General features: G+C 41.8%; 14 protein-coding genes. 4 read left to right on the forward strand and 10 right to left on the reverse strand.

Annotated features, from left to right (window positions below):
• Window positions 1–232: 232 nt before the first annotated feature.
• The 5 genes from mfd to G585_RS0111770 all read right to left on the reverse strand — a co-directional run bounded on the left by mfd (window position 233) and on the right by G585_RS0111770 (window position 7,261).
• Window positions 233–3,799 carry a transcription-repair coupling factor gene (gene mfd / locus G585_RS0111750; protein WP_022775217.1) on the reverse strand — a complete coding sequence of 1,189 codons (3,567 nt, stop codon included), beginning with the start codon at window positions 3,797–3,799 and terminating at the stop codon, window positions 233–235.
• On the reverse strand, window positions 3,800–4,423 hold the full coding sequence (gene pth, locus G585_RS0111755) for an aminoacyl-tRNA hydrolase (RefSeq protein ID WP_022775218.1): 624 nt from the start codon (window positions 4,421–4,423) through the stop codon (window positions 3,800–3,802).
• Between the two features lie 119 nt (window positions 4,424–4,542).
• On the reverse strand, window positions 4,543–4,830 hold the full coding sequence (spoVG, locus tag G585_RS0111760; protein ID WP_022775219.1) for a septation regulator SpoVG: 288 nt from the start codon (window positions 4,828–4,830) through the stop codon (window positions 4,543–4,545).
• Window positions 4,831–4,872: 42 nt separating this feature from the next.
• The gene (glgD, locus tag G585_RS0111765) at window positions 4,873–5,991 is read right to left on the reverse strand and encodes a glucose-1-phosphate adenylyltransferase subunit GlgD (RefSeq protein ID WP_022775221.1); all 1,119 of its coding nucleotides are present in this window, start codon (window positions 5,989–5,991) and stop codon (window positions 4,873–4,875) included.
• Window position 5,992: 1 nt separating this feature from the next.
• Window positions 5,993–7,261, reverse strand: a complete 1,269-nt coding sequence (locus tag G585_RS0111770; protein ID WP_022775222.1) for a glucose-1-phosphate adenylyltransferase — start codon at window positions 7,259–7,261, stop codon at window positions 5,993–5,995.
• Window positions 7,262–7,521: 260 nt separating this feature from the next.
• On the opposite strand from G585_RS0111770, the gene murC reads away from it, so the two are divergent.
• The 4 genes from murC (at window position 7,522) to G585_RS0111790 (ending at window position 12,723) form a co-directional block, all read left to right on the forward strand.
• On the forward strand, window positions 7,522–8,916 hold the full coding sequence (murC, locus tag G585_RS0111775) for a UDP-N-acetylmuramate--L-alanine ligase (protein ID WP_022775223.1): 1,395 nt from the start codon (window positions 7,522–7,524) through the stop codon (window positions 8,914–8,916).
• A gap of 308 nt (window positions 8,917–9,224) precedes the next feature.
• Complete coding sequence (locus G585_RS0111780; protein WP_022775225.1) at window positions 9,225–10,352, forward strand: DnaD domain protein; 1,128 nt, start codon at window positions 9,225–9,227, stop codon at window positions 10,350–10,352.
• A gap of 173 nt (window positions 10,353–10,525) precedes the next feature.
• Entirely contained in the window at window positions 10,526–11,509 is a 984-nt protein-coding gene (locus G585_RS0111785) for an ATP-binding protein (RefSeq protein WP_022775226.1), read from the forward strand.
• The gene (locus G585_RS0111790) at window positions 11,509–12,723 is read left to right on the forward strand and encodes a ribose-phosphate pyrophosphokinase (RefSeq protein WP_022775227.1); all 1,215 of its coding nucleotides are present in this window, start codon (window positions 11,509–11,511) and stop codon (window positions 12,721–12,723) included. The genes G585_RS0111785 and G585_RS0111790 overlap by 1 nt, the downstream gene beginning before the upstream one ends.
• Window positions 12,724–12,866: 143 nt before the next feature.
• Here G585_RS0111790 and G585_RS0111795 read toward each other — a convergent pair whose 3' ends face one another.
• The 5 genes from G585_RS0111795 to G585_RS0111815 are packed head-to-tail and all read right to left on the reverse strand — an operon-like array spanning window position 12,867 to window position 20,282.
• Complete coding sequence (locus G585_RS0111795; RefSeq protein ID WP_022775229.1) at window positions 12,867–13,529, reverse strand: HAD family hydrolase; 663 nt, start codon at window positions 13,527–13,529, stop codon at window positions 12,867–12,869.
• A gap of 49 nt (window positions 13,530–13,578) precedes the next feature.
• Window positions 13,579–14,208, reverse strand: a complete 630-nt coding sequence (locus tag G585_RS0111800; protein ID WP_022775230.1) for a lactate utilization protein — start codon at window positions 14,206–14,208, stop codon at window positions 13,579–13,581.
• A 44-nt stretch (window positions 14,209–14,252) separates the two neighbouring features.
• On the reverse strand, window positions 14,253–14,546 hold the full coding sequence (locus G585_RS0111805) for a hypothetical protein (RefSeq protein WP_022775231.1): 294 nt from the start codon (window positions 14,544–14,546) through the stop codon (window positions 14,253–14,255).
• Window positions 14,547–14,606: 60 nt separating this feature from the next.
• Entirely contained in the window at window positions 14,607–17,714 is a 3,108-nt protein-coding gene (locus tag G585_RS0111810; RefSeq protein WP_022775233.1) for a glycoside hydrolase family 2 TIM barrel-domain containing protein, read from the reverse strand.
• A gap of 6 nt (window positions 17,715–17,720) precedes the next feature.
• Window positions 17,721–20,282 carry a hypothetical protein gene (locus tag G585_RS0111815; protein WP_022775234.1) on the reverse strand — a complete coding sequence of 854 codons (2,562 nt, stop codon included), beginning with the start codon at window positions 20,280–20,282 and terminating at the stop codon, window positions 17,721–17,723.
• Window positions 20,283–20,330: the final 48 nt, after the last annotated feature.

Genomic DNA, 20,330 nt, shown 5'->3' on the forward strand with positions numbered 1-20,330 from the left:
CCATAAATCCACAAGTGCCCATAACTTTGGATAGAGCGATTTAGTATGAGCAATAGAGACAGTTAATATAAAATAAAAGCCTTGTTTTCTGTTTTGAATAAGCATGAAAGAAAACAAGGCGCATTATTTTATATTTACTGTGTCTTTGCGAATACTCCGAGATCTATCCAAAGGTATGGGTACTTTCGGATTTAATGCCACTCGCAAGAAAGTATAGCTTCTTGTTATTTTGTTATTCCCTGACGAGTGCTCTCATCTTTTCCACAATCTCCTCGGCATCTTCGAGAAGTTTTTGTCCGGCCTTGGTTGGATTGCCGTCTTTCTGGTACTTGTAGACAAATACCGGTATTCCTGCGCTGTGGAAAGCCATATTTCCTTTGTAGGAAGCTATGAAGCCCGGTATCTTTCCGGCATCAATCTTGGCGCTTGGATTAATCTTAAATTCAATCGTTCCGCCACCGCCTTTGATCTCAGGAATGTAGAGTGAATGGGCCTTTGAGCGCAAAAGAGATATCCTGAGAAGGTTATCTGCTGCCTGAGGCACTTCTCCAAATCTGTCTATGAGCTCATCTCTCATATCATCGCATTCCTGCTGGTTTTCCAATGTTGCTATTCTCTTGTATATTTCGAGCTTTTGCTCCTCATTTAAGATGTATTCATTAGGAATGAATGCGTCCACATCAAGGTCTATGCTGGTGTTGATAGCATTAAGAAGCTCATCGTCGGTGCTGTCGCCTTTCTTGATCCTGACTGCTTCTCCAAGCATCTTGCAATACAGGTCATATCCTACTGCCTGCATGTGGCCTGACTGCTTTCTTCCAAGAAGGCTTCCAGCTCCTCTGATCTCAAGGTCACGCATGGCAATCTTGAATCCACTTCCAAGATCAGTGAACTCTCTGATGGCGGAAAGTCGCTTTTCAGCTACTTCTTTTAGCATCTTATCTCTCTTATACATAAGGAACGCATAAGCTGTCCTGTTGGAACGTCCAACTCTTCCCCTGAGCTGATAGAGCTGCGAAAGTCCCATCTTATCAGAGTCGTGGATTATCATTGTATTAACATTTGAGATATCAAGTCCCGTCTCAATGATAGTTGTTGAAACAAGCACATCGATGGTTCCATCAATAAAGTCGTACATGATCCTTTCAAGTTCAGACTCTTTCATCTGTCCATGGGCAAAAGCAACATTGGCCTCCGGTACAAGCTTTTGTATTTGGGCCGCCATATCAGCAATGGTATTTACTCTGTTGTAAACATAGTAAACCTGACCATTCCTGGAAAGTTCACGGACAATGGCCTCTCGTACAAGCTCGTCATTGTACTCCATAACATAAGTCTGAATCGGCATTCTGTCGTTAGGAGCTTCCTCAAGGACACTCATCTCTCTGATACCCACAAGTGACATATGAAGGGTACGAGGAATAGGTGTCGCTGACAAAGTTAGAACATCAATATTCTCTTTTAGTGTCTTTAGCTTTTCTTTGTGGGTAACGCCAAAACGTTGCTCCTCATCCACAATAAGCAGTCCCAAATCCTTGTACTTCACATCTTTTGACAAAAGTCTGTGGGTTCCTATGACAATATCTACAAGTCCCTTTTGCAGGTCCTGAACGGTTTTCTTTTGCTCTGCTGCAGTCCTGAATCTGGACATAAGGTCCACTCTTACAGGAAAATCACGCATTCTTTCTGAAAATGTATTGTAATGCTGCTGAGCGAGGATAGTCGTAGGAACAAGAACTGCAACCTGCTTGCCATCCTGAACTGCCTTAAAGGCCGCCCTTATGGCGATCTCTGTTTTTCCAAAGCCAACATCTCCACAGACCAGTCTGTCCATGGTCTTGGTGGACTCCATATCCCTCTTTGTATCCTCTATGGCCGTAAGCTGATCATCTGTCTCCTGATAAGGGAAAGCATCCTCAAACTCCTGCTGCCACACAGTGTCTTTTCCAAACTGATATCCAACGGCCTGCTGGCGTTTTGCATAAAGCTCCACAAGGTCCTGAGCCACTTCCTCAACTGCTGCCTTGACCTTCGCCTTAGTGTGGCTCCAGTCGCCGCTTCCAAGCTTATTGAGCTTGGGCTTATGGGTGTGCTCGCTGTCGTCGCCGCCGGAAGCATATTTCTGAATAACAGAAAGACCTGTCGCAAGAATGTAGAGATTTCCACCATCTCCATATTCGACTTTAATGTAATCCTTTACCACATGGTCTGTCTCAATTTTCTCAATACCTCTGTAGATACCAAGACCGTGATCTTCATGAACTACGTAATCACCGATCTTAAGATCTGCAAAGTCAGATATCTTCTCCCCCTTATAGGTGCTCTTTTTCTTTTTTCTCTTCTTGGTATGCTCGGTAAAAATGTCTGACTCAGCAATTACTGCAAACTTAATATCAGGATACTCAAAGCCCTTTAGTATCCTGCCGTAGTAAGTCATGATCTCACCGGGCTTTAGTACTCTTCCAGGATCTTCGCTATAAAAAGCGCTGACAAGATTATCCCTCAGGTCATCAACAATTCTTTTTGCCCTGGTTCTGGAACCTGAGAGAATAAGCACTCTGTAGCCCTGCTTCACGTAAGACTTCAGGTCTTTTACAAGAGACTCAAAGCTGTTGTTGTAGGGCGCTACACTTCTTGCCTTTATATCCCAGCTCTTTTCCGGTGAAAAGATATTCTGGCTCTTGGGGATAGGTAACGAAGAAATGATAACTCTTCTGCCGTTCGCCATTCTGCTGACGCAGTTATCAGTCCCATACAAAAGATCCATCTGTCCCGGAAGAACATATCCCTTTTCTGCTCTGTGGGTCATGCTCTCTCTAAATTCAGTCTCAACTGCCATGGCGTGCTCTGCCACTCTTCCGGGCTCATCGATAAAGATACAGCTCTTTCCCTTGGGGAACATTTCCTGAATGGTTACCGTATCCTCATAAAAATATCTGATATAACTCTCAAGGTTAACTGATGTCTTTAGCTCAAAGAGCTGCTCCCTAAGTTCCTCAGTCTGAGTCTTAAGCTGATGTGCCTCTTTGGTCTTAAACTCTGAGCGCAGTACCTCAACGCATCTGTCAGTTTCTTCCTGGATCCTTTCCATTCCTTCCTGAAGCTTATCTTCATCAAGGATGATCTCAGATGCAGGATAAATCTCGATTGATTCAAGCTTTTCAAGTGATCTCTGAGAAAGAATATCAAAGCTTCTGATAGACTGTATCTCGTCCCCCCACAGCTCAATTCTGTAGGGGTTATCCTCAGTCAGGTCAAAGACATCCACAATATCACCACGAACAGAGAATTCGCCCGGACCCTCAACCTGGTAGTTTCTGATATAGCCCATGGCTACCAGCTTTTTGGTGATCTCTGTCTCATCAACAGGCTTATGTCTATCGATTGAAAGGATGTTTTCCTTAATGATCTCAGGCTTTATCTGAGGCGCCATAAGGGCAGAGAAGGTGGTGACCACTGTCACAGGTCTTCCCTCAATAAGCCTTCTCATGCATCTTATTCTCTGTCTTACAATCTCATTACTGTGAACATCAGCCTGGTAAAAGATAAGGTCTTTTGCCGGATACACAGTGACGTTCTTGTCGTAAAACTTGTAATCCTCATAGATCTCTTTTGCCCGAAGGTCAGAATAAGTCACGATGATCTTATACTTAAAATCTGCCCCAAGACTGTCGATGAAATGGAGCTTTTGAGAATCCACGCAGCCTGTAACTTCTGCGCAGGCAAAAGGCTTCTCAAGGTACTTATTAATTTCTTCAAATTCAGTTAACTCATGTAAAGGAGTTGTGATCGCTCTCATTTATTTTTTACCATTAAACTTGTTCATGGCGCTGTCGACGCCATTTTCCATTATCTCAACAACTGCAGATGCTGCTAAATCTATTCCTTCTTTTATAGAGACCTGGTCCTCGCCCTCAAAGTGGCCAAGTACCCAGTCAACCATATCGTATTCTTTAGGTTTTTTACCCACTCCCACACGGACACGGTTAAATTCACTGTGTCCAAGCTGGGCGATTATGCTCTTTAGTCCGTTATGTCCGCCGGCGCTGCCCTTTGGTCTTACTCTTATGTTTCCTGCATCCAGCTCCACGTCATCGGATATGACTATAAGCTCTTCCTTTGTATCCACCTTAAAATAATCGCAGATGGGTCTGATGGCTTCACCACTAAGGTTCATGTAGGTAAGAGGCTTTACGAGAATAACTCTCTCATTACCAATTCTTCCTTTTCCAAAAGCCGCCTTAAACTTAGTCTCAGTAAGCTCTATTCCATATTTATCTGAAAGGGCATCTATTGTTGCAAAGCCCACGTTATGTCTTGTTCCAAAGTATTTCTTTTCAGGGTTACCAAGTCCCGCTATTACAAACATTCTTCCTGTTTCCTCTTCTTTTTTACCAAATAATCTCTTAAAAATCCCCAACACGCTTATTATCCCCTTTTACACACCGAAATAAATGGGGCTTAGTACATAATGTACCTTAAGCCCCATTTAATTGTTTCCACTATACCATTATTTTGTTAATTTAAGCAAGTAGATATGGATTATTCTGTAACTTCTCCATCTGCCGTTTCTTCTACTGCTGCCTTGTCGTAAGCATCGAGAATTGTATCCTGTAAGATCTTACGTGTGTCAGAATTGATCGGATGAGCGATATCACGATACTCGCCGTCAGTTGACTTCTTGCTTGGCATCGCGATGAACAGTCCTCTTTCACCTTCAATTACCTTTATATCATGAACTACAAATTCATTGTCAAAAGTAACTGATACTACTGCACGCATTTTTCCCTGCTTTGTGACTTTTCTAACTCTTACGTCTGTGATTTTCATCATGTACCCCCTCTCGGTCATAACAGTTAATAAAGTAAAAAATTACAATACGTATCTCTCATTATTCTCAACTACAATCTTTATGCCGTTTTCTTCTTTGTAGTAAGAATTTGCCTGAATTGTTCCATGACTTTCAACGATGCAGTTCTCAATATGAGAATTGTCGCCGATGTAAACGTCATTGAGGATGATTGAGTTCTTGATGTAACAGTTGTTTCCGACAAATGCCCCCTTAAAAATAACGGAATCTTCTATTGCACCATTGATGATACATCCACTGGATATCAGGCTGTTTTTAACGTTAACTCCCACGTTGTATTTTGCAGGTGGAAGATCAACTACCTTTGTGTAGATACCCGGATACTCACGGAAGAAGTACTGTCTGACTTCCGGTTTGAGGAAATCCATGTTTGTTCTGTAATAATCCTCAACAGAAGCGATGTTGTTCCAATACTCTTTTATCTTGTATCCATAGATTCGTTTCATATCCTTGTATCTTACAAGAATATCTCTAACGAAATCGTATCTCTCTTCCTCTTCAGCTCTTTCAATAAGCTCGATGAGCTGACGTCTTCTTATTACATAAATACCACATGAAATGGTATTGGACCTTGATACTACAGGTTTTTCCTCGAACTCTTCGATTCGGCTCTCCTCATTCATTCTGATGGTTCCGAATCTCTCAGTATCAATGTCAGCAGGCATGTCCTTACATACTACTGTGATATCTGCCTGTTTCTGAATGTGGTATTCAAGAAGCTTTGCATAATCCATCTTATAAACGCAGTCACCGGAAGTGATGATAACGTATGGCTCGTGGCAGCTCCTTAAGAAATCAAGGTTCTGTGCGATCGCATCAGCTGTTCCTCTGTACCAGAGGTTTCCGGATGCCTTAACAGCAGGAGTAAATACATAAAGACCTCCCTGCTTACGTCCGAAATCCCACCACTTTGAAGAACTTAAGTGTGAATTAAGACTTCCTGCATTGTACTGCGTAAATACTGCAACTGTCTGAATATGAGAGTTTGTCATATTACTCAGTGCAAAATCGATACTTCTGTAAAATCCTGCTACAGGCATAGCGCAGACCGCTCTTTTCTTGGAGAGCTCCTGCATTCTGCTACTGCTACCACCTGCTAAAATAATGCCAATCGCTCTCATGTCAATCACCTGCCTTATCTAATGTTCTGCCGCTTTCAAGTATTCCGTTTGGATAATCTTCAGCAGTAGTAATACCGGAAATCATGATGTTCTTACCGATTGTTACATCGTTTGGAATAACAGATTTCTCGCCGACAGTGCAGAGACCTTCACAGTATATGCTTGGCTTTGTCTCATTTTCTTTTTCCTCGAAGGCTCCCATCTTGACGTTATTGCCAATCTTAACCTTCTCGGCAATGATACCTTTTTCAATAGTACAGCCTTCACCGATCTCAGTTTCATTCATAATGATAGAGTGGCTTACAACTGTATCTTTTCCTATCTTAACGCCTGGTCCGATAACTGAATTATAGACCTTACCATATATCTCACAGCCCTCACCTACGATACTGCGTTCAATTGCGCTATCTGATCCAAGGTACTGAGGCGGCTGAACGTCGCTGGCTGTGTAGATCTTCCAATATTCTTCATACAGGTTAAACTCAGGAACTATATCGATAAGCTCCATGTTAGCCTGCCAGTAAGATGTAAGTGTTCCTACATCCTTCCAATATCCATCAAACTCGTAAGCATAAAGAGCCTGGCCTTTTTCCTTACAATAAGGAATAATATGCTTACCAAAGTCAAGGCCTGCCTGATCCTTATTAGCTATAAGTGCCTCTTTTAAAGCTTTCCATGAGAAAATATAGATACCCATAGAAGCAAGATTGCTGCGTGGATGCTCAGGTTTCTCCTCGAAATCTACAATCTTCTTATTTTCATCGGTTATCATAATACCGAATCTGCTGGCCTCTTCCATAGGAACAGGCATAACTGCGATTGTAGCATCCGCATGACTTGCTTTATGGAAATCAAGCATAGTTTCATAATCCATCTTATATATATGGTCACCCGAGAGGATCAGTACATAATCAGGATTATAATTTTCCATATATTCAAGGTTTTGGTAAATAGCATTGGCTGTACCGGTATACCATTCACTGTTAGAGCTCTTTTCGTATGGCGGAAGAACCGTTACTCCACCAAAATTACGGTCAAGATCCCACGGGATACCTATACCAATGTGAGAATTAAGTCTTAGGGGACGATACTGTGTAAGAACTCCCACAGTGTCCACTCCAGAATTGATGCAGTTACTAAGTGGGAAATCGATGATTCTGTACTTTCCCCCAAATGAAACTGCAGGCTTTGCCATCTTGGCAGTTAACACTCCCAATCTGCTGCCCTGGCCCCCTGCCAGCAGCATGGCGATCATTTCTTTCTTTATCATGTTCCACCTCGTTGCATTTTGTAGTCACAAGAACGTGACTTTGATACACCAGACATGTCGAATGACATGCCACAGAAAACCGCTTTTTTCTATTAATGAGTATATCATAAAAAAAAACTAAAAACACTCAATTAATCTCTTTTATTAAGATATGGTTTAACTTAAACGATTACGTCTCCATTTTTTGACTTTGATAAAATTAGTGCTAGAATATATTGCGTTATATGATGCGAAAAATAGATTCATGAATCGAGGATTTTATGTACAAAATTAATTTTGATAAACCGGCACATGTTTACTTCATGGGTATCGGTGGAATATCTATGAGTGGCCTTGCCCATATATTAATAGAAAGGGGCTTTAAGGTTTCAGGTTCAGACAACAAAAAATCTGAAATGACAGAAAAGCTCGCCAGCCAGGGCGCAAACATTGTGTATGGTCAGAAGGCTGAAAACATCGCAAACAGCTCACCTATCGATGTAGTTGTTTACACAGCTGCTGTTCATCCTGACAACCCGGAATTTATGGCAGCAAAAGAGGCTGGCATTCCGATGCTCACAAGAGCTGAGCTCCTTGGCCAGATCATGACTCACTATGATCTTCCTGTTGCAGTTGCAGGAACTCACGGAAAAACAACTACAACATCAATGCTTTCCAAAATCCTTTTGGAGGCAGACACCGACCCTACTCTTTCAATCGGCGGTGTATTTAAGGACATCGGTGGAAACATCCGTGTTGGTAAATCAGAATATTTTGTTACAGAGGCATGTGAATATACAAATAGCTTTTTAAGTTTCTTCCCTAAGATCAGTATCATTACTAATATAGATGCTGACCATTTGGACTTTTTCAAGGATCTTGATGATATCAGACATTCTTTTAAAAAGTTCGCTGAACTCTTACCTGAAGACGGAACTCTTGTTATCAACGGCGATATTGATAATGTTTCATATATCACTGATGGTCTTAAGTGCTCAATTGTAACCTACGGTTCCACAGATGCTTTTGACTATTATCCAACTGATATTACTTATGATGATCACGGCAATGCTTCTTTCAAAGCTCACTTAAAAGGAGGCTTAGTACTTGATATAAAGCTTGCGGTTCCTGGCGTTCACAACGTTTATAACGCCCTTGCTGCTATAGCTGTTTCTTCTATATTAAGTGTTGACCCTGCTCATGTTACTACAGCCCTTTCTCTCTTTGGCGGAACAAGCAGAAGATTCGAGTATAAAGGCGAAGTGCACGGCATCACAATCATTGATGATTATGCACATCACCCTACAGAGATCAAGGCAACTCTTACTGCTGCCCAGAACTATCCACATAAAAAGATATGGTGCGTATTCCAGCCACATACATATACCAGAACAAAGGCTCTTTTAAATGAGTTTGCTGACGCTCTTTCCCTGGCAGACCACGTTGTTCTTGCTGATATTTACGCCGCAAGAGAGACTGATAACCTCGGTATAAGCTCACGAACACTGTGCGATAAGATAAAAGAACTTGGCCACGAATGTATGTATTTACCAACTTTTGAAAACTTTAGTGAGATTGAAAAGTTCCTTTTGCAAAATTGCACTAAAGGAGATTTGTTGATAACCATGGGTGCCGGTGATGTTGTTAAAATAGGCGACGAACTACTTGGTAAATAATACTTATCCACATATCCACTTTTTTTCTAAAAAAATAATAAACATTTTCTAGTGGAAAACAGCCACTCCATTCTTTACTGATGGATTGGCTGTTTTATATTTTTTTAATAAAATAATCCACATTATCCACATTGTCCACACAATTTATTAAATTTGGGAAAAGCGCGCCAATGCTGGATTTCTTCGTTACTTTTAACCATATCATTTCAGAAATTTGTGTGTTAAGATTTGAATTGTTCGAAAGAGAGCACCAAATTTTTAAGAATGCATCTTTGAACTTCGTAACTAAACTTGAGGTGAAATAGTATATGATGGGGCGAGTAACAATCAGTCATAATTTGGGGGAGGATTCAACGAATGTTTCCAATGTTTTCATTGACGAATACATGCAGGACGCGAATGATGCGCAGATTAAGATCTACCTCTTTCTTCTGCGTATGATGAGTGCCAATCTGCCCACCAGCGTTTCGGCACTTGCAGATAAATTCAATCATACTGAAAAAGACGTAATTCGAGCACTTAAATACTGGGAAAAGAAAGAGCTTATCACACTAGAATATGACGGTGCAGGAAATCTTACCGGAATCCACATGGAGGATATTGTTTCTCCTGCCAACTTCGGAAGAAGAAAGAGTGACACTGTTCTAAGATCTGTTCCTCCTATCCATGAAGTAACTGCTGAGGAGCACGAGCACGTCGTCAAGGAAGTTAAAAAAGCTCCGGCAAAGCCTAAATACTCTGCCGCTCAGCTTCGCGCTTTCAAAGAAGAGGAAGGCGCAGGAATCGTATTCCTTGCAGAACAGTATTTCGGAAGACCTCTCACATCTACTGAAGCATTAACACTTTATTATATTCATGATGAGCTTAATTTCTCTGATGATCTGTTGGACTATCTGATGCAGTATTGCGTCGATAATCATAAAGCTGATTTCAGATACGTAGAAAAGGTGGCTATCAACTGGAATCAGGAAGGCATCAAAACGCCAAAACAGGCTCACGCGGAAATTTACAAACATGACCCTAATATTTTGGGAATCATGAAGGCCCTGGGTATGGAAAACAGTCCTACTGAGAAGGAAGGAAACTTCATCAGTTCTTGGCTTGGGGAGTTGGGATTTTCGATGGATATTATTATGGAAGCCTGTGACCGCACTGTTATGGCGACACAGAAGAATCGCTTAAAGTATTGCGACAGCATTCTTCGCAGCTGGCATGAAAAGAAGGCTAGTTCAAGGGAGGACATTGCCAGACTGGATGCAGACTTTACCGCTGATCTTAAGAAAAAGAAATCAAAGGCTTCCGTATCATCCATCACAAATAAAATCCGCTCTGACGAATCATATATTCGCCCCAGCGGCAGCCAGAACCGTTTTAATCAGTTCCAGCAGAATACATATGATTTTGCCGAACTCGAGAAACAGCTTCTGGACAACTAAGGTTACTTTTTAGCAACTCACTAAACTGTAACTCTCATAGCTCTTACTTGATTGGGGAATCAGATAAGAACTGCAGATAATATCAGCCCTGTACTTTTGGTTCGGCGGCGGCTTTTGCCTTCCCTGAAACACGTACAGGGCTATATTGTGTAAAGGTTACTGGAGGACAGACCATGGCATTAACTAATGCTCAGTACGATGAAATAATGCATGAATATGAAGAGAGACGCGCTCTTCACAGACAGGAACTGGAAGATAGACAGCGATATGTCTATGAAACAGTCGAAGGCTATAAAGAGCTTGAAGACGAAACAGCTTCTGCCAGCGTTTCTTTCGGCAAAAGACTTCTCTCAGGCGAGCGACTTGACCGCTCTGTTCTTAAGCGCGAGCTCGAGGAACTTGCAAGGCAAAAACTAATTCTTTTAACTGAAGCAGGTTTTTCTTCAGATTATCTTGATATGGGTTATACCTGTCAGGACTGTAAGGATACTGGTTACATTGGCAATGAAAAATGCCACTGTTTCAAACAGAAAATAATTGAAACACTCTATGATAAATCCAACTTGAGAATGCTTACAAAAAGCGCTAATTTCAGGCTTTTAACAGATAAATACTACCAGGGTGAAGACCTTAAAAAATTTCATGGCGCAGTAAAAGCTGCTGAAGAATTTATAAATAATTTTGGTTCTGACTACCAAAATCTATTTATTTATGGTACAGTGGGTACTGGCAAATCTTTCCTTTCGGTTTGTATTGCCAATGAACTTCTGAAAAAAGGCCATTCGGTGATATATTTCAGCTCAACGGGGTTATTTGAACTACTGGCTGAAAATTCATTTGACTACAAGAATAAGGGGGAACTTAGGGGGATCTATGAGGATTTGTACAATTGTGAGTTACTGATCATCGATGATCTGGGCACTGAACGTACAAATAGTTTTGTGGCTTCCGAGCTTTTCTCCTGTCTCAACGAACGCGACAACAGAAAAAAAGCGACGATCATTACCACAAATCTTTCTCTTGAACAATTGCAAAATACATACTCTGATAGAATTTTTTCGAGGATAACAAGTAATTTCAGACTCCTGAAACTTTCAGGTCAGGATATTAGAAAAATAAAGAAAATTGCAAGAAAAGAAAGCGAGGATTTTCAGTAATGCCAAAAAGAGAAGAGAAACGTAATCTGGAGACTATTCCTGTTGGATCTCTAGGAATTATTCCACTTAAGGGAGTTCAGTCCCTTGCAGAGAAAGTCGATTACTATCTCGTAAAATGGAGAGCAGAAAGGGAGAACGAACACAAGGGTAGCCTTGCATTTACAGGCTATGAGCGTCCTTCTTATATCTTGGAAGCCGAGGTACCAAGGTTTGGAACCGGTGAAGCAAAAGGTGTGATCAGGACTTCAGTTCGTGGAGATGACCTTTATCTTCTTGTAGATGTATGTAACTATTCACAGACCTATTCTCTTTTCGGGCAAGAAAATCATATGTCTCCTGATGATCACTATCAGGATCTTAAAAGAATCATTGCAGCCGTTGGAGGCAAGGCAAGAAGAATCACTGTAATCATGCCATTCCTCTACGAGTCACGTCAGCACAAGAGAAGCTCAAGAGAATCTCTTGACTGCGCTATCGCTCTTCAGGAACTTGTGAACATGGGTGTTGATAATATCATTACCTTTGATGCACATGATCCAAGAGTTCAGAATGCTATTCCACTTAACGGTTTTGAAACCGTTCGTACAACATATCAGTTTATTAAGGCGCTCCTTCGCAATGTCTGGGATCTTAAGATCGATTCAGATCACATGATGGTAATAAGCCCTGATGAAGGCGGGATGGGAAGAGCTATTTATCTTGCCAGTGTACTTGGCCTCGATGTAGGAATGTTCTACAAGAGACGTGACTACACACAGGTTGTAAACGGACGTAACCCTATCGTTTCACACGAGTTCCTCGGAACAAGCGTTGAGGGCAAGTCAGTTATCATCGTAGACGACATGATCTCATCAGGTGAGAGCATGCTCGATGTAGCAAGAGCTCTTAAAGAGCGTAAGGCTGCAAGAATCTATGCTTTCTCAACATTTGGATTATTTACAAGTGGTTTGGAAATCTTCGACAAAGCTTATGAAGAAGGTATCATCGACAGAGTATTCACTACTAACCTTGTTTATCAGACACCTGAGCTTCTCTCTCGTGAATGGTACATCAGCTGCGATATGAGCAAGTACATCGCATACCTTATCGATACACTTAACCACGATGCATCAATAAGTGATCTTCTTAACCCTGTAGAGCGTATCAACAACATCATTGAGCGCTACAATAGCGGAGAGCTTCGTGCTAGCCTTGAAGCAGAGAAAAAAATCTAAATTGTGAACAAGAAAGCAGGGGAAATGGGGCAAGTGCATCCGGCTCTCTGATAGATTTTTTGGTAATTTATTGAAACTCAAAAAGAAGGCCCAAAGACCTTTCATGTTATTCAGAACAGGTCTTTGAACCTTCTTTTTTCATTTCATAAATTATTCCAAAAACTCTTAATATCCACAAGTCGATCTAATCTTGCGTATAGTTTTCCACGGAGTTCTTCGTCGGGTTCTGTCAGGTCGGGGATCATGATGACGTTGCAGCCTGCGAAGTATGCGCTGTTTACACCATTTGGAGAGTCTTCTACTGCGAAGGTCTCCTTTGGGGATAATCCAAGCTGGTCACAGGCATAGGCATAAATATCGGGAGCAGGTTTTCCAAGCTCAACCATGTTGGCGCAGATTATCTTGTCGAAGTAGTCAAACAGGTCGATTTTCTTAAGATATCGCTCTGCTCTTGGATATTCATTGGCTGTGGCAAGGGCTGTCAAAATTCCATGTTCTCGAAGCCATGACAATATCTCTTTGGCACCGGGCTTTAGAGGAATCCCCTGCTCTTTTATGAGTTCTTCAACTAGGCCTTTTCTATACTCTCTTACCTTTGCATAATCAAAGTCTTCTCCAAATACTTCCTTAAACCGCTTAGGAGCAAAAGGTCTTCCAAGAGACCTGAGTTCAAGTGCAAAATCCTTTGGGGCTTCATATCCAAAATGTGCAAAAGCTTTTGGCCATGCTATCTGATAATACTTCTCGGTATCAGTAAGCGTACCATCCAAATCAAATATCACGGCTTTTATATCGTTAACTGGCATATCCACAATTCCTTAATTTTTTATCTGGCTTTTCCACAATTTATAGTTTTCAGAATCCCAAGTTGTCATTAACAAGGATCACATGGATACGGTCCTTATGTCTTGAGAATCTTGTTATCAAAAACTGGCAGCAAATTGTATCAGGAGATTTACAATTCATGCATGAACCTGTCTTGGCACAAGGAGTAGAAAGGCCAAAGCGCTGTGCGTTGATTGGTGCTGCAACGTTTCTTGCACGCTTCATGGCACCATCAACATCATCACAGATCTTATTCATCCCAACTATGAAAAGAACATGCTTAGGGCCCTGGGCTATTGCAGAAACACGGTTTGAATTGCCATCGATATTTACAATGACACCATCTTCCGTCATAGCATTGGCACTTACAAGGAAATAATCCGCATCATAAGCAGCAAGCATCGCTGCGCGCTTATCTTCCATGGCATCTCTGTCAATAAAGTTGTAGTTGCCTTTTTTCACTGCTTCTACGAGACCTATCTCATGAGCGCTCATTGCTCCGCCCATAGATACGCTGCTGCCTTCAGGGATAAGCTCAAGTGCCTTCTTAAGAGCTTCCTCTTTGGTAGCTGCATAATAGCCTGTCATGTTTCTGGATTCAAGCCCCTTGATAACTTTTTGTGCCAACAATTCGTTTCTCTTAACAATATTCTCGTTCATAGCCTTCTCTCCTACTTTTATTCATGCACGATTTATCTAACAACTTATCCCTGAAGTCCTGCTGACTGGCGGATCATATCCTCAACAACGATATCGTAGATCTCACCTATTGAATTGCAGTATTCAAGGACCTTCCAAGGTTCATTGGTATGAAAATGAATCTTAACAAGATCCTCATCTCCGGCAGCAATGAGGGAATTACCCTCAATGTGCGCTGTGATGTAATCTGCGATCTCATCCTCATCAAGATCCTCATCTCTTCTATCGATCAAAAGCTGTGTATCATATCTGTACGCAAACTGATCGTCCTCTGCATCAATGCTGTTAATTGGTTCCATTTTCCATTTCCTCCTTTGATCAAATGATTTTAGGGTCGCGTACTTTTGCCCCGGTTATCATCAAATTCCTTTAAATGACATTACAAATGAAAGTTTCTTATCGTTTGGAAGAAGGAACTCTTCGTGAGTCCTTGCTCCCCAGCTGTCGTCCCCCGCGATTCCCATCTGAACAAGGCTGCATCTTACGATAGTCTTAAATACTCTTGGAAGCTCATAAGGGTGCTTTGCTGCCTCCAGCTCGTCAGGTGTGTATGGAAGCGCACTGAAATTCATAGTCATTGGAGCTTCAAATAAAAGACCTCTGCCCTTTCTGTCCACTACCTTGGCCCATCTTACATCTGTTCTGTTACCTGTTTCCTGTGGAACAAGATAGCTCTCCATAGCCTCTGTTGTGGAAGTCTTGAACACACCAAGCTTTGCGCCCTTATTTCTGTCGCAGTAATTCTCCTCAGGTCCGTTTCCATAGTATTCAACAAACTTGTACTCAGGACTAATTCTGAACATCATGCCATATTCAGGCATTGGAGTAAGTCCCTTTACAGGTTCATAATCCTCTTTTACCCAAACTCTTCCATCGCCTGTTACTGTGTAAGTAACATCTACAGATGAAGCAGGGGTTGTAGGAAGGAAGAATCTGTATGTTAAGCTTACGCTGTTTTCTTCTTCCTTTATTACAGGGTATTTCTTTCTCTCTTCCTCTGAGCCGTTTACATATCCGGTGCTGTCCTCAACTATCGGATAGTGAGTCATATAGCTGCTTGCGATCTTCCACTGAGCATATCTCTGAGGCATTCTGTTTCCGTTGTCGTTATCAACAGGCGCTCTCCAGAAGTTAGGTCTTGGAACCATATCAAGCATTTCTTTTCCCGCATAGTTGTAGGAAACAAGGCCGTGATCTCTTGAGAAAAGAACTGAGAAATGATTGCCCTTTACTCCAATATTGAATGAACCTTTTACCACCTTGATCTTTGCGCATGAAATGTATGTAGAAACAGCATTTCTAAATACGCCTTGTCCAAATGCAACTTCGTGGCCTCTCTCTGCCCAGCTTGTGTCATCGCGAAGTCTGAAGGAGACGGTTACCACATATTCATCTACAGGGAATGGGCCGTTTTCATCATATGGATCAGCACCCACAACAGCCATTCTGTTAACGATAGCTTCCGGAAGATCATAGGTCTTTTCAGCTAAAGGCTCAACGTCTGTAGCTATGAATCTTTCAAGGAGCTTTTTGCCATTTCTCTCAAGAGTGGCAACGCAGGTATATTCACTGGTATTGGTGAAAAGATTCTTATTTACCACCTTCACCTTATCTTTTTCCACATAAACCTTGATGCTCTGGTAGTTAAACTTAACTTCCTGCATCTTGGCATATTCTTTTCTCTGACCATCTACTATTCCATTTCCGGAGAAATTGAAATCTGTAGGTCTCTCGCCGTGGTCTCCGCCGTATGCCTGGTATTCTTCGCCAAAACAGTTGCGGCTTCTGATGGACTGATCAACATAATCCCAGATAAATCCGCCCTGGTATCTCTCTTCTCTGTCGGCAAGGTCTGTGTATTTGAACATGCCTCCGTTTGAGTTAGCCATGGCATGTGTGTACTCGCAGCAGATAAATGGCTTGTCAGGATGCTCTTTTAAGAACTTCTCTATGCTTGCAACAGAAGGATACATCTGGCTTTCCATATCGCTGGTGTCGTTGTAGGTTCTGTCGTGGCAGATTCCCTCATAGTGAACGAGTCTGTCCGGGTCAAGCTTTCTAAAGAGCTGACTCATCTCAAAAGGAACCTTTCCGCCGTGAGACTCATTACCAATAGACCAGATAAGTACTGACGGGTGGTTCTTATCAAGCTGGTAGGTTGTATTTACCCTGTCCAGCATAACAGCCATGCAGTTGTCCCTGCTGCCCGGAATAGCGCCGGCAATGGCATCTTCCTGACTTGAAGCTGCAGACCAGCTTCCATGGGTTTCCATGTTGTTTTCTGCGATCATGTAAAGGCCATAGATGTCGCAGAGCTCATATATCTTGGACGAGTTCTGATAATGACTGGTTCTTATGGCATTTATATTATTCTTTTTCATGGTAAGGATATCTAAAAGAGTATCCTCATCTGATACTACACGGCCACTGTCGCAGCAGAATTCATGCCTGTTAACACCTCTGAACACAATACGCTTTCCATTGATGAGCATGATTCCGTTCTTCATCTCAAAACGTCTAAAGCCCACGTTCTGGCGAACTACTTCAAGGTCTTCTCCGTCTTCTCCCTTGATATGCAAAAGAAGCTGATAGAGCTGTGGATCCTCTGCGCTCCAAAGAACAGGTTCTTGAACCTTCTCAGAAATCACAACTTCCTTGTTATTGGCTACAGTTCCCTTAACTACAGGGTGATTGTTTCTAAGAAGCACGTAGTCAGTTGTTCCTGCTGCCCCATTGAGCTTAAGTGTTACTTCCAGCTCCGCCTCAGTAAGCTCCTCATTCAAAAGAGTTCTCACCTTAAGGTCATCGAGATGAACTGCCGGAACGAGCTTTAAATACACATTTCTGTATATTCCTGAGAATCTAAAGAAATCCTGATCCTCCATCCAGCTTCCGGATGTCCATTTATAAACCTGAACGGCCATTTTATTTGTGCCCTGTTTGATAAATGGTGTCAGGTCAAACTCTGATGGTGTAAAAGTATCTCCGCTGTATCCAACATATGCCCCATTGAGCCAGAGTGCATATCCGCTCTCAACGCCCTCAAATACTACATGTATCTCTTTTCCATTCCAATCATATGGAACTTCAAAGTACTTCACATAGCTTCCAACAGGATTGAACTCTTCCGGGATCTGTCCAAGTTCAATGTCCTCATGACCATCCCATGGATACTGCACATTGATATATGCAGGAATGTCATAGCCTTCCATCTGCATATGAGCTGGAACATGGATATCATCCCAGAAATTGCAGTCATAATCTTCCTTCTCAAAACCAGGTATTGCAGCTCTATAGTTTTTTGCATAATGGAATTTCCAAAGTCCGTTAAGTGAAAGCTTAAGTGAGCTGACACCTGCCTCAAGCTCGTCATTTGAAGCATACGCAATGTGATCAGAATGCGCAGGCAACACATTTTCTTTAAAAAACTCCGGGTCTTTTACCCTGTTAAAATCAAAATTCGCCATTACTAATTAACCCTCCGTAATATAGGTAATAAAATGATTTCCGTTATTTTCAAAAAGCTGCGCGGAATCATTCATTCCATATTTATAAACTGCACCGTTCATCGGATCCATGAGCACTGTATTGAGCTCATTAAATCCAATTACCAGCATTGCATCCCCATTATTTAAAAGACATATCACAGGAATATCCTGATTTACATAGTAAAGCATTGTAGACAGCGGACATCCGTCAAGATCCAGGACTCTGGCATCAGTCAGGGAGTTCTCAAGGATCTGCTCAACGCCCATTCCATTAGTCAAAAGGCCTTCCACATCCCTGTTAGTACCCCTAAACTGAAGTACCAGGTCAAGGCAGACTGCCACAGGATTCTGTGACGTCATGTTCTCATAGGTCTCTGCCATTCTGGTTATAGCCATTATCTGATTGGATCTTAAAAGATTTCCTTTGATCCATATGTATTCGTTGTGATCAGAAGTGACTACTCCCGGAGCATCATTGGCATCAATAACCGCCTTGGCAGGACTTGCATATATACGAACATCTCCGTCCAATCCGTAAACATAGTAAAGCGGATTTTTGTCGATATCTCTTTCTATCTTAATGTCCACATCCCTGTCACCCTCAAAGAGTGTCTGGTTAGGTGTAAGAACTCTGAGCTGCTTAGACTTTATCTCTGACTTTGTGGTGATCTGAACTATCTTTTCAAAAACATCTACAGAAGCCACATCTACTGTGTTATTGCCGCTTTCTACTTCCAGCGTATTCATTATCTGGTCGTCATAAGTGCTGACATAGCCGGTGCCATCCTCGTTCTTTACAACTCTTGTTATCTTTAGCTGGTTGCCATTTACCGTGACGCCTGTGATGTAGATTCCTTCAGGTGAATATTTTTCCAGGAGATTTCCATCACTGTCCTCAATCTTTAGGCAGTACATGGCGTAGATAGGATTACCCATCTGATCGTTCAAAACATCCTGCTCATGTACAAGACCGTATATCAGGTCTTCTCCCATAAATCCCAAAAGAACTATATAATCTCCGTCGTCTGCTGTGATCTCCGAAGTAGCTCTTGTATTAAGGTTCATGAGCTGCAGGCTCTTAAGATCATCTTTCTGCCATGCTATGACATTCTGAGATTCAGATATCTTGTACTGACCTGTTCCAATGTCGTCAACTACAGACTTTCCGGTCTTTTCGATCAGATCGATCTCATAGACATTCTGATCAAGCATGCAGTAGAACATCTCATTGTTGCTGGAATATGCAAGTCTGTCAAAATAGCTCATGAGAATCTCAGGGGAGCTTGAGCTATTTACAAAAATCTGCTCCTCCACTGCGTTTAATGAAGAATTATAATCATATACCGCAATTCCCACTTCTCCCTCGTGGATTCCTCTGTTCATATAGCCGGCTACCGCAAATTTAACATTGCCGGCTTCATCCACATTAAGGATCTTAATCAGGTTCTTGTTCCATCTGGTCCTTATGTCATCATTGTCGCCATCATAGAAGCCAAAGATATAAGCGAGTCTGTTCTCAGAGTTGTTGAAAGCATAAAGCCTGTTTTCGCTGACAAAGGCAAATGCCGTACCACTGGCACTCTCCCTGAATTCAATATCAGGATCTTCGATTCCAAGAGCAATAGTATTTTTACCTACTGAATATGAATTATAGTCAAAGATATAGTTCATGGTTCTTTCAAAATTCAGCAGATACACTCTGTCAGATGTATATCTTACGCGATAGTCCTCCACAATGTTGTAGGCTCTCGTATAGTTTCCATCCTTAAGAGCAACCCTGTACTGAAGCTCAATACAGGCAGTCTGTGAATGGATATCTGTAATATAAACATCAGGGGTTGTGTGCTTTGTGATATTGAGGTCGCCCCATGTGACCTGACTGAAGCTGCTGTGGATATTTACCTTGTTAAAAGAAGTATTGTCTCCCTCTGAATTAGACTCAAGATACTTCGAATACTCTTTTGCCTCAGTCTTACTAAATGTGGCTTCAGAGAAACCAAGAACAAATGACAGGCACTCGTCAAGGTTGTACTTTGCGCCGCTCTCCTGCCATACAACTCTTGTATAATATCTGGCAGTGCCACTTTCAGTCTCCATAACAAAAACGAGCATGTATTCTGTATCAGCTGTGATCAGGTCTTTTAGCTGTATTTTTCCTGTTATGTAATCACTGTCCTCGGAGTAGTCAGTAAGCTGCGTATTCTCAATAAGTCTGCTTCCGTCGATGCTTCTAAGCTCAAAGCCAATATTCCATACCTTGCTGCCAAAGGTGTTTATCTTAAAGGAAAAGCTCCTGTCACCCTCAACAGGAAAAACTGTTCCTCTCATATAATTTACATCAATGTCGGACAAATATCCGTGAAGAGGATCCACGTCACCTTCATCAGTTACAAGCGTAACCACAGGAAGGGTTGCGGGCTGCATTCTTGCCGTCATATCCGCATTATCACCGTTTGAAAGCTTACTCAGAACAAACACTGCAATAACGAATATTGCTATGGCATATATAGTTTTAATAATCGTAATTTTAACTAAATTATCTCGCATAATTGACTTTCATTTTTAATAATAGTAAGATTTTTCCAAAAGGAGGGC

The organism is Butyrivibrio sp. AE2015, assembly GCF_000420825.1.
In the GTDB taxonomy this organism is placed as follows: domain Bacteria; phylum Bacillota; class Clostridia; order Lachnospirales; family Lachnospiraceae; genus Butyrivibrio.

What these genes read in the sequence shown, in the direction of transcription:
- mfd (WP_022775217.1), bottom strand. Translation starts at nt 3,799, where the DNA reads ATGAGAGCGATCACAACTCCTTTACATGAGTTAACTGAATTTGAAGAA.
- spoVG (WP_022775219.1), bottom strand. Translation starts at nt 4,830, where the DNA reads ATGAAAATCACAGACGTAAGAGTTAGAAAAGTCACAAAGCAGGGAAAA.
- glgD (WP_022775221.1), bottom strand. Translation starts at nt 5,991, where the DNA reads ATGAGAGCGATTGGCATTATTTTAGCAGGTGGTAGCAGTAGCAGAATG.
- G585_RS0111770 (WP_022775222.1), bottom strand. Translation starts at nt 7,261, where the DNA reads ATGATAAAGAAAGAAATGATCGCCATGCTGCTGGCAGGGGGCCAGGGC.
- murC (WP_022775223.1), top strand. Translation starts at nt 7,522, where the DNA reads ATGTACAAAATTAATTTTGATAAACCGGCACATGTTTACTTCATGGGT.
- G585_RS0111780 (WP_022775225.1), top strand. Translation starts at nt 9,225, where the DNA reads ATGATGGGGCGAGTAACAATCAGTCATAATTTGGGGGAGGATTCAACG.
- G585_RS0111785 (WP_022775226.1), top strand. Translation starts at nt 10,526, where the DNA reads ATGGCATTAACTAATGCTCAGTACGATGAAATAATGCATGAATATGAA.
- G585_RS0111790 (WP_022775227.1), top strand. Translation starts at nt 11,509, where the DNA reads ATGCCAAAAAGAGAAGAGAAACGTAATCTGGAGACTATTCCTGTTGGA.
- G585_RS0111795 (WP_022775229.1), bottom strand. Translation starts at nt 13,529, where the DNA reads ATGCCAGTTAACGATATAAAAGCCGTGATATTTGATTTGGATGGTACG.
- G585_RS0111800 (WP_022775230.1), bottom strand. Translation starts at nt 14,208, where the DNA reads ATGAACGAGAATATTGTTAAGAGAAACGAATTGTTGGCACAAAAAGTT.
- G585_RS0111805 (WP_022775231.1), bottom strand. Translation starts at nt 14,546, where the DNA reads ATGGAACCAATTAACAGCATTGATGCAGAGGACGATCAGTTTGCGTAC.
- G585_RS0111810 (WP_022775233.1), bottom strand. Translation starts at nt 17,714, where the DNA reads ATGGCGAATTTTGATTTTAACAGGGTAAAAGACCCGGAGTTTTTTAAA.
- G585_RS0111815 (WP_022775234.1), bottom strand. Translation starts at nt 20,282, where the DNA reads ATGCGAGATAATTTAGTTAAAATTACGATTATTAAAACTATATATGCC.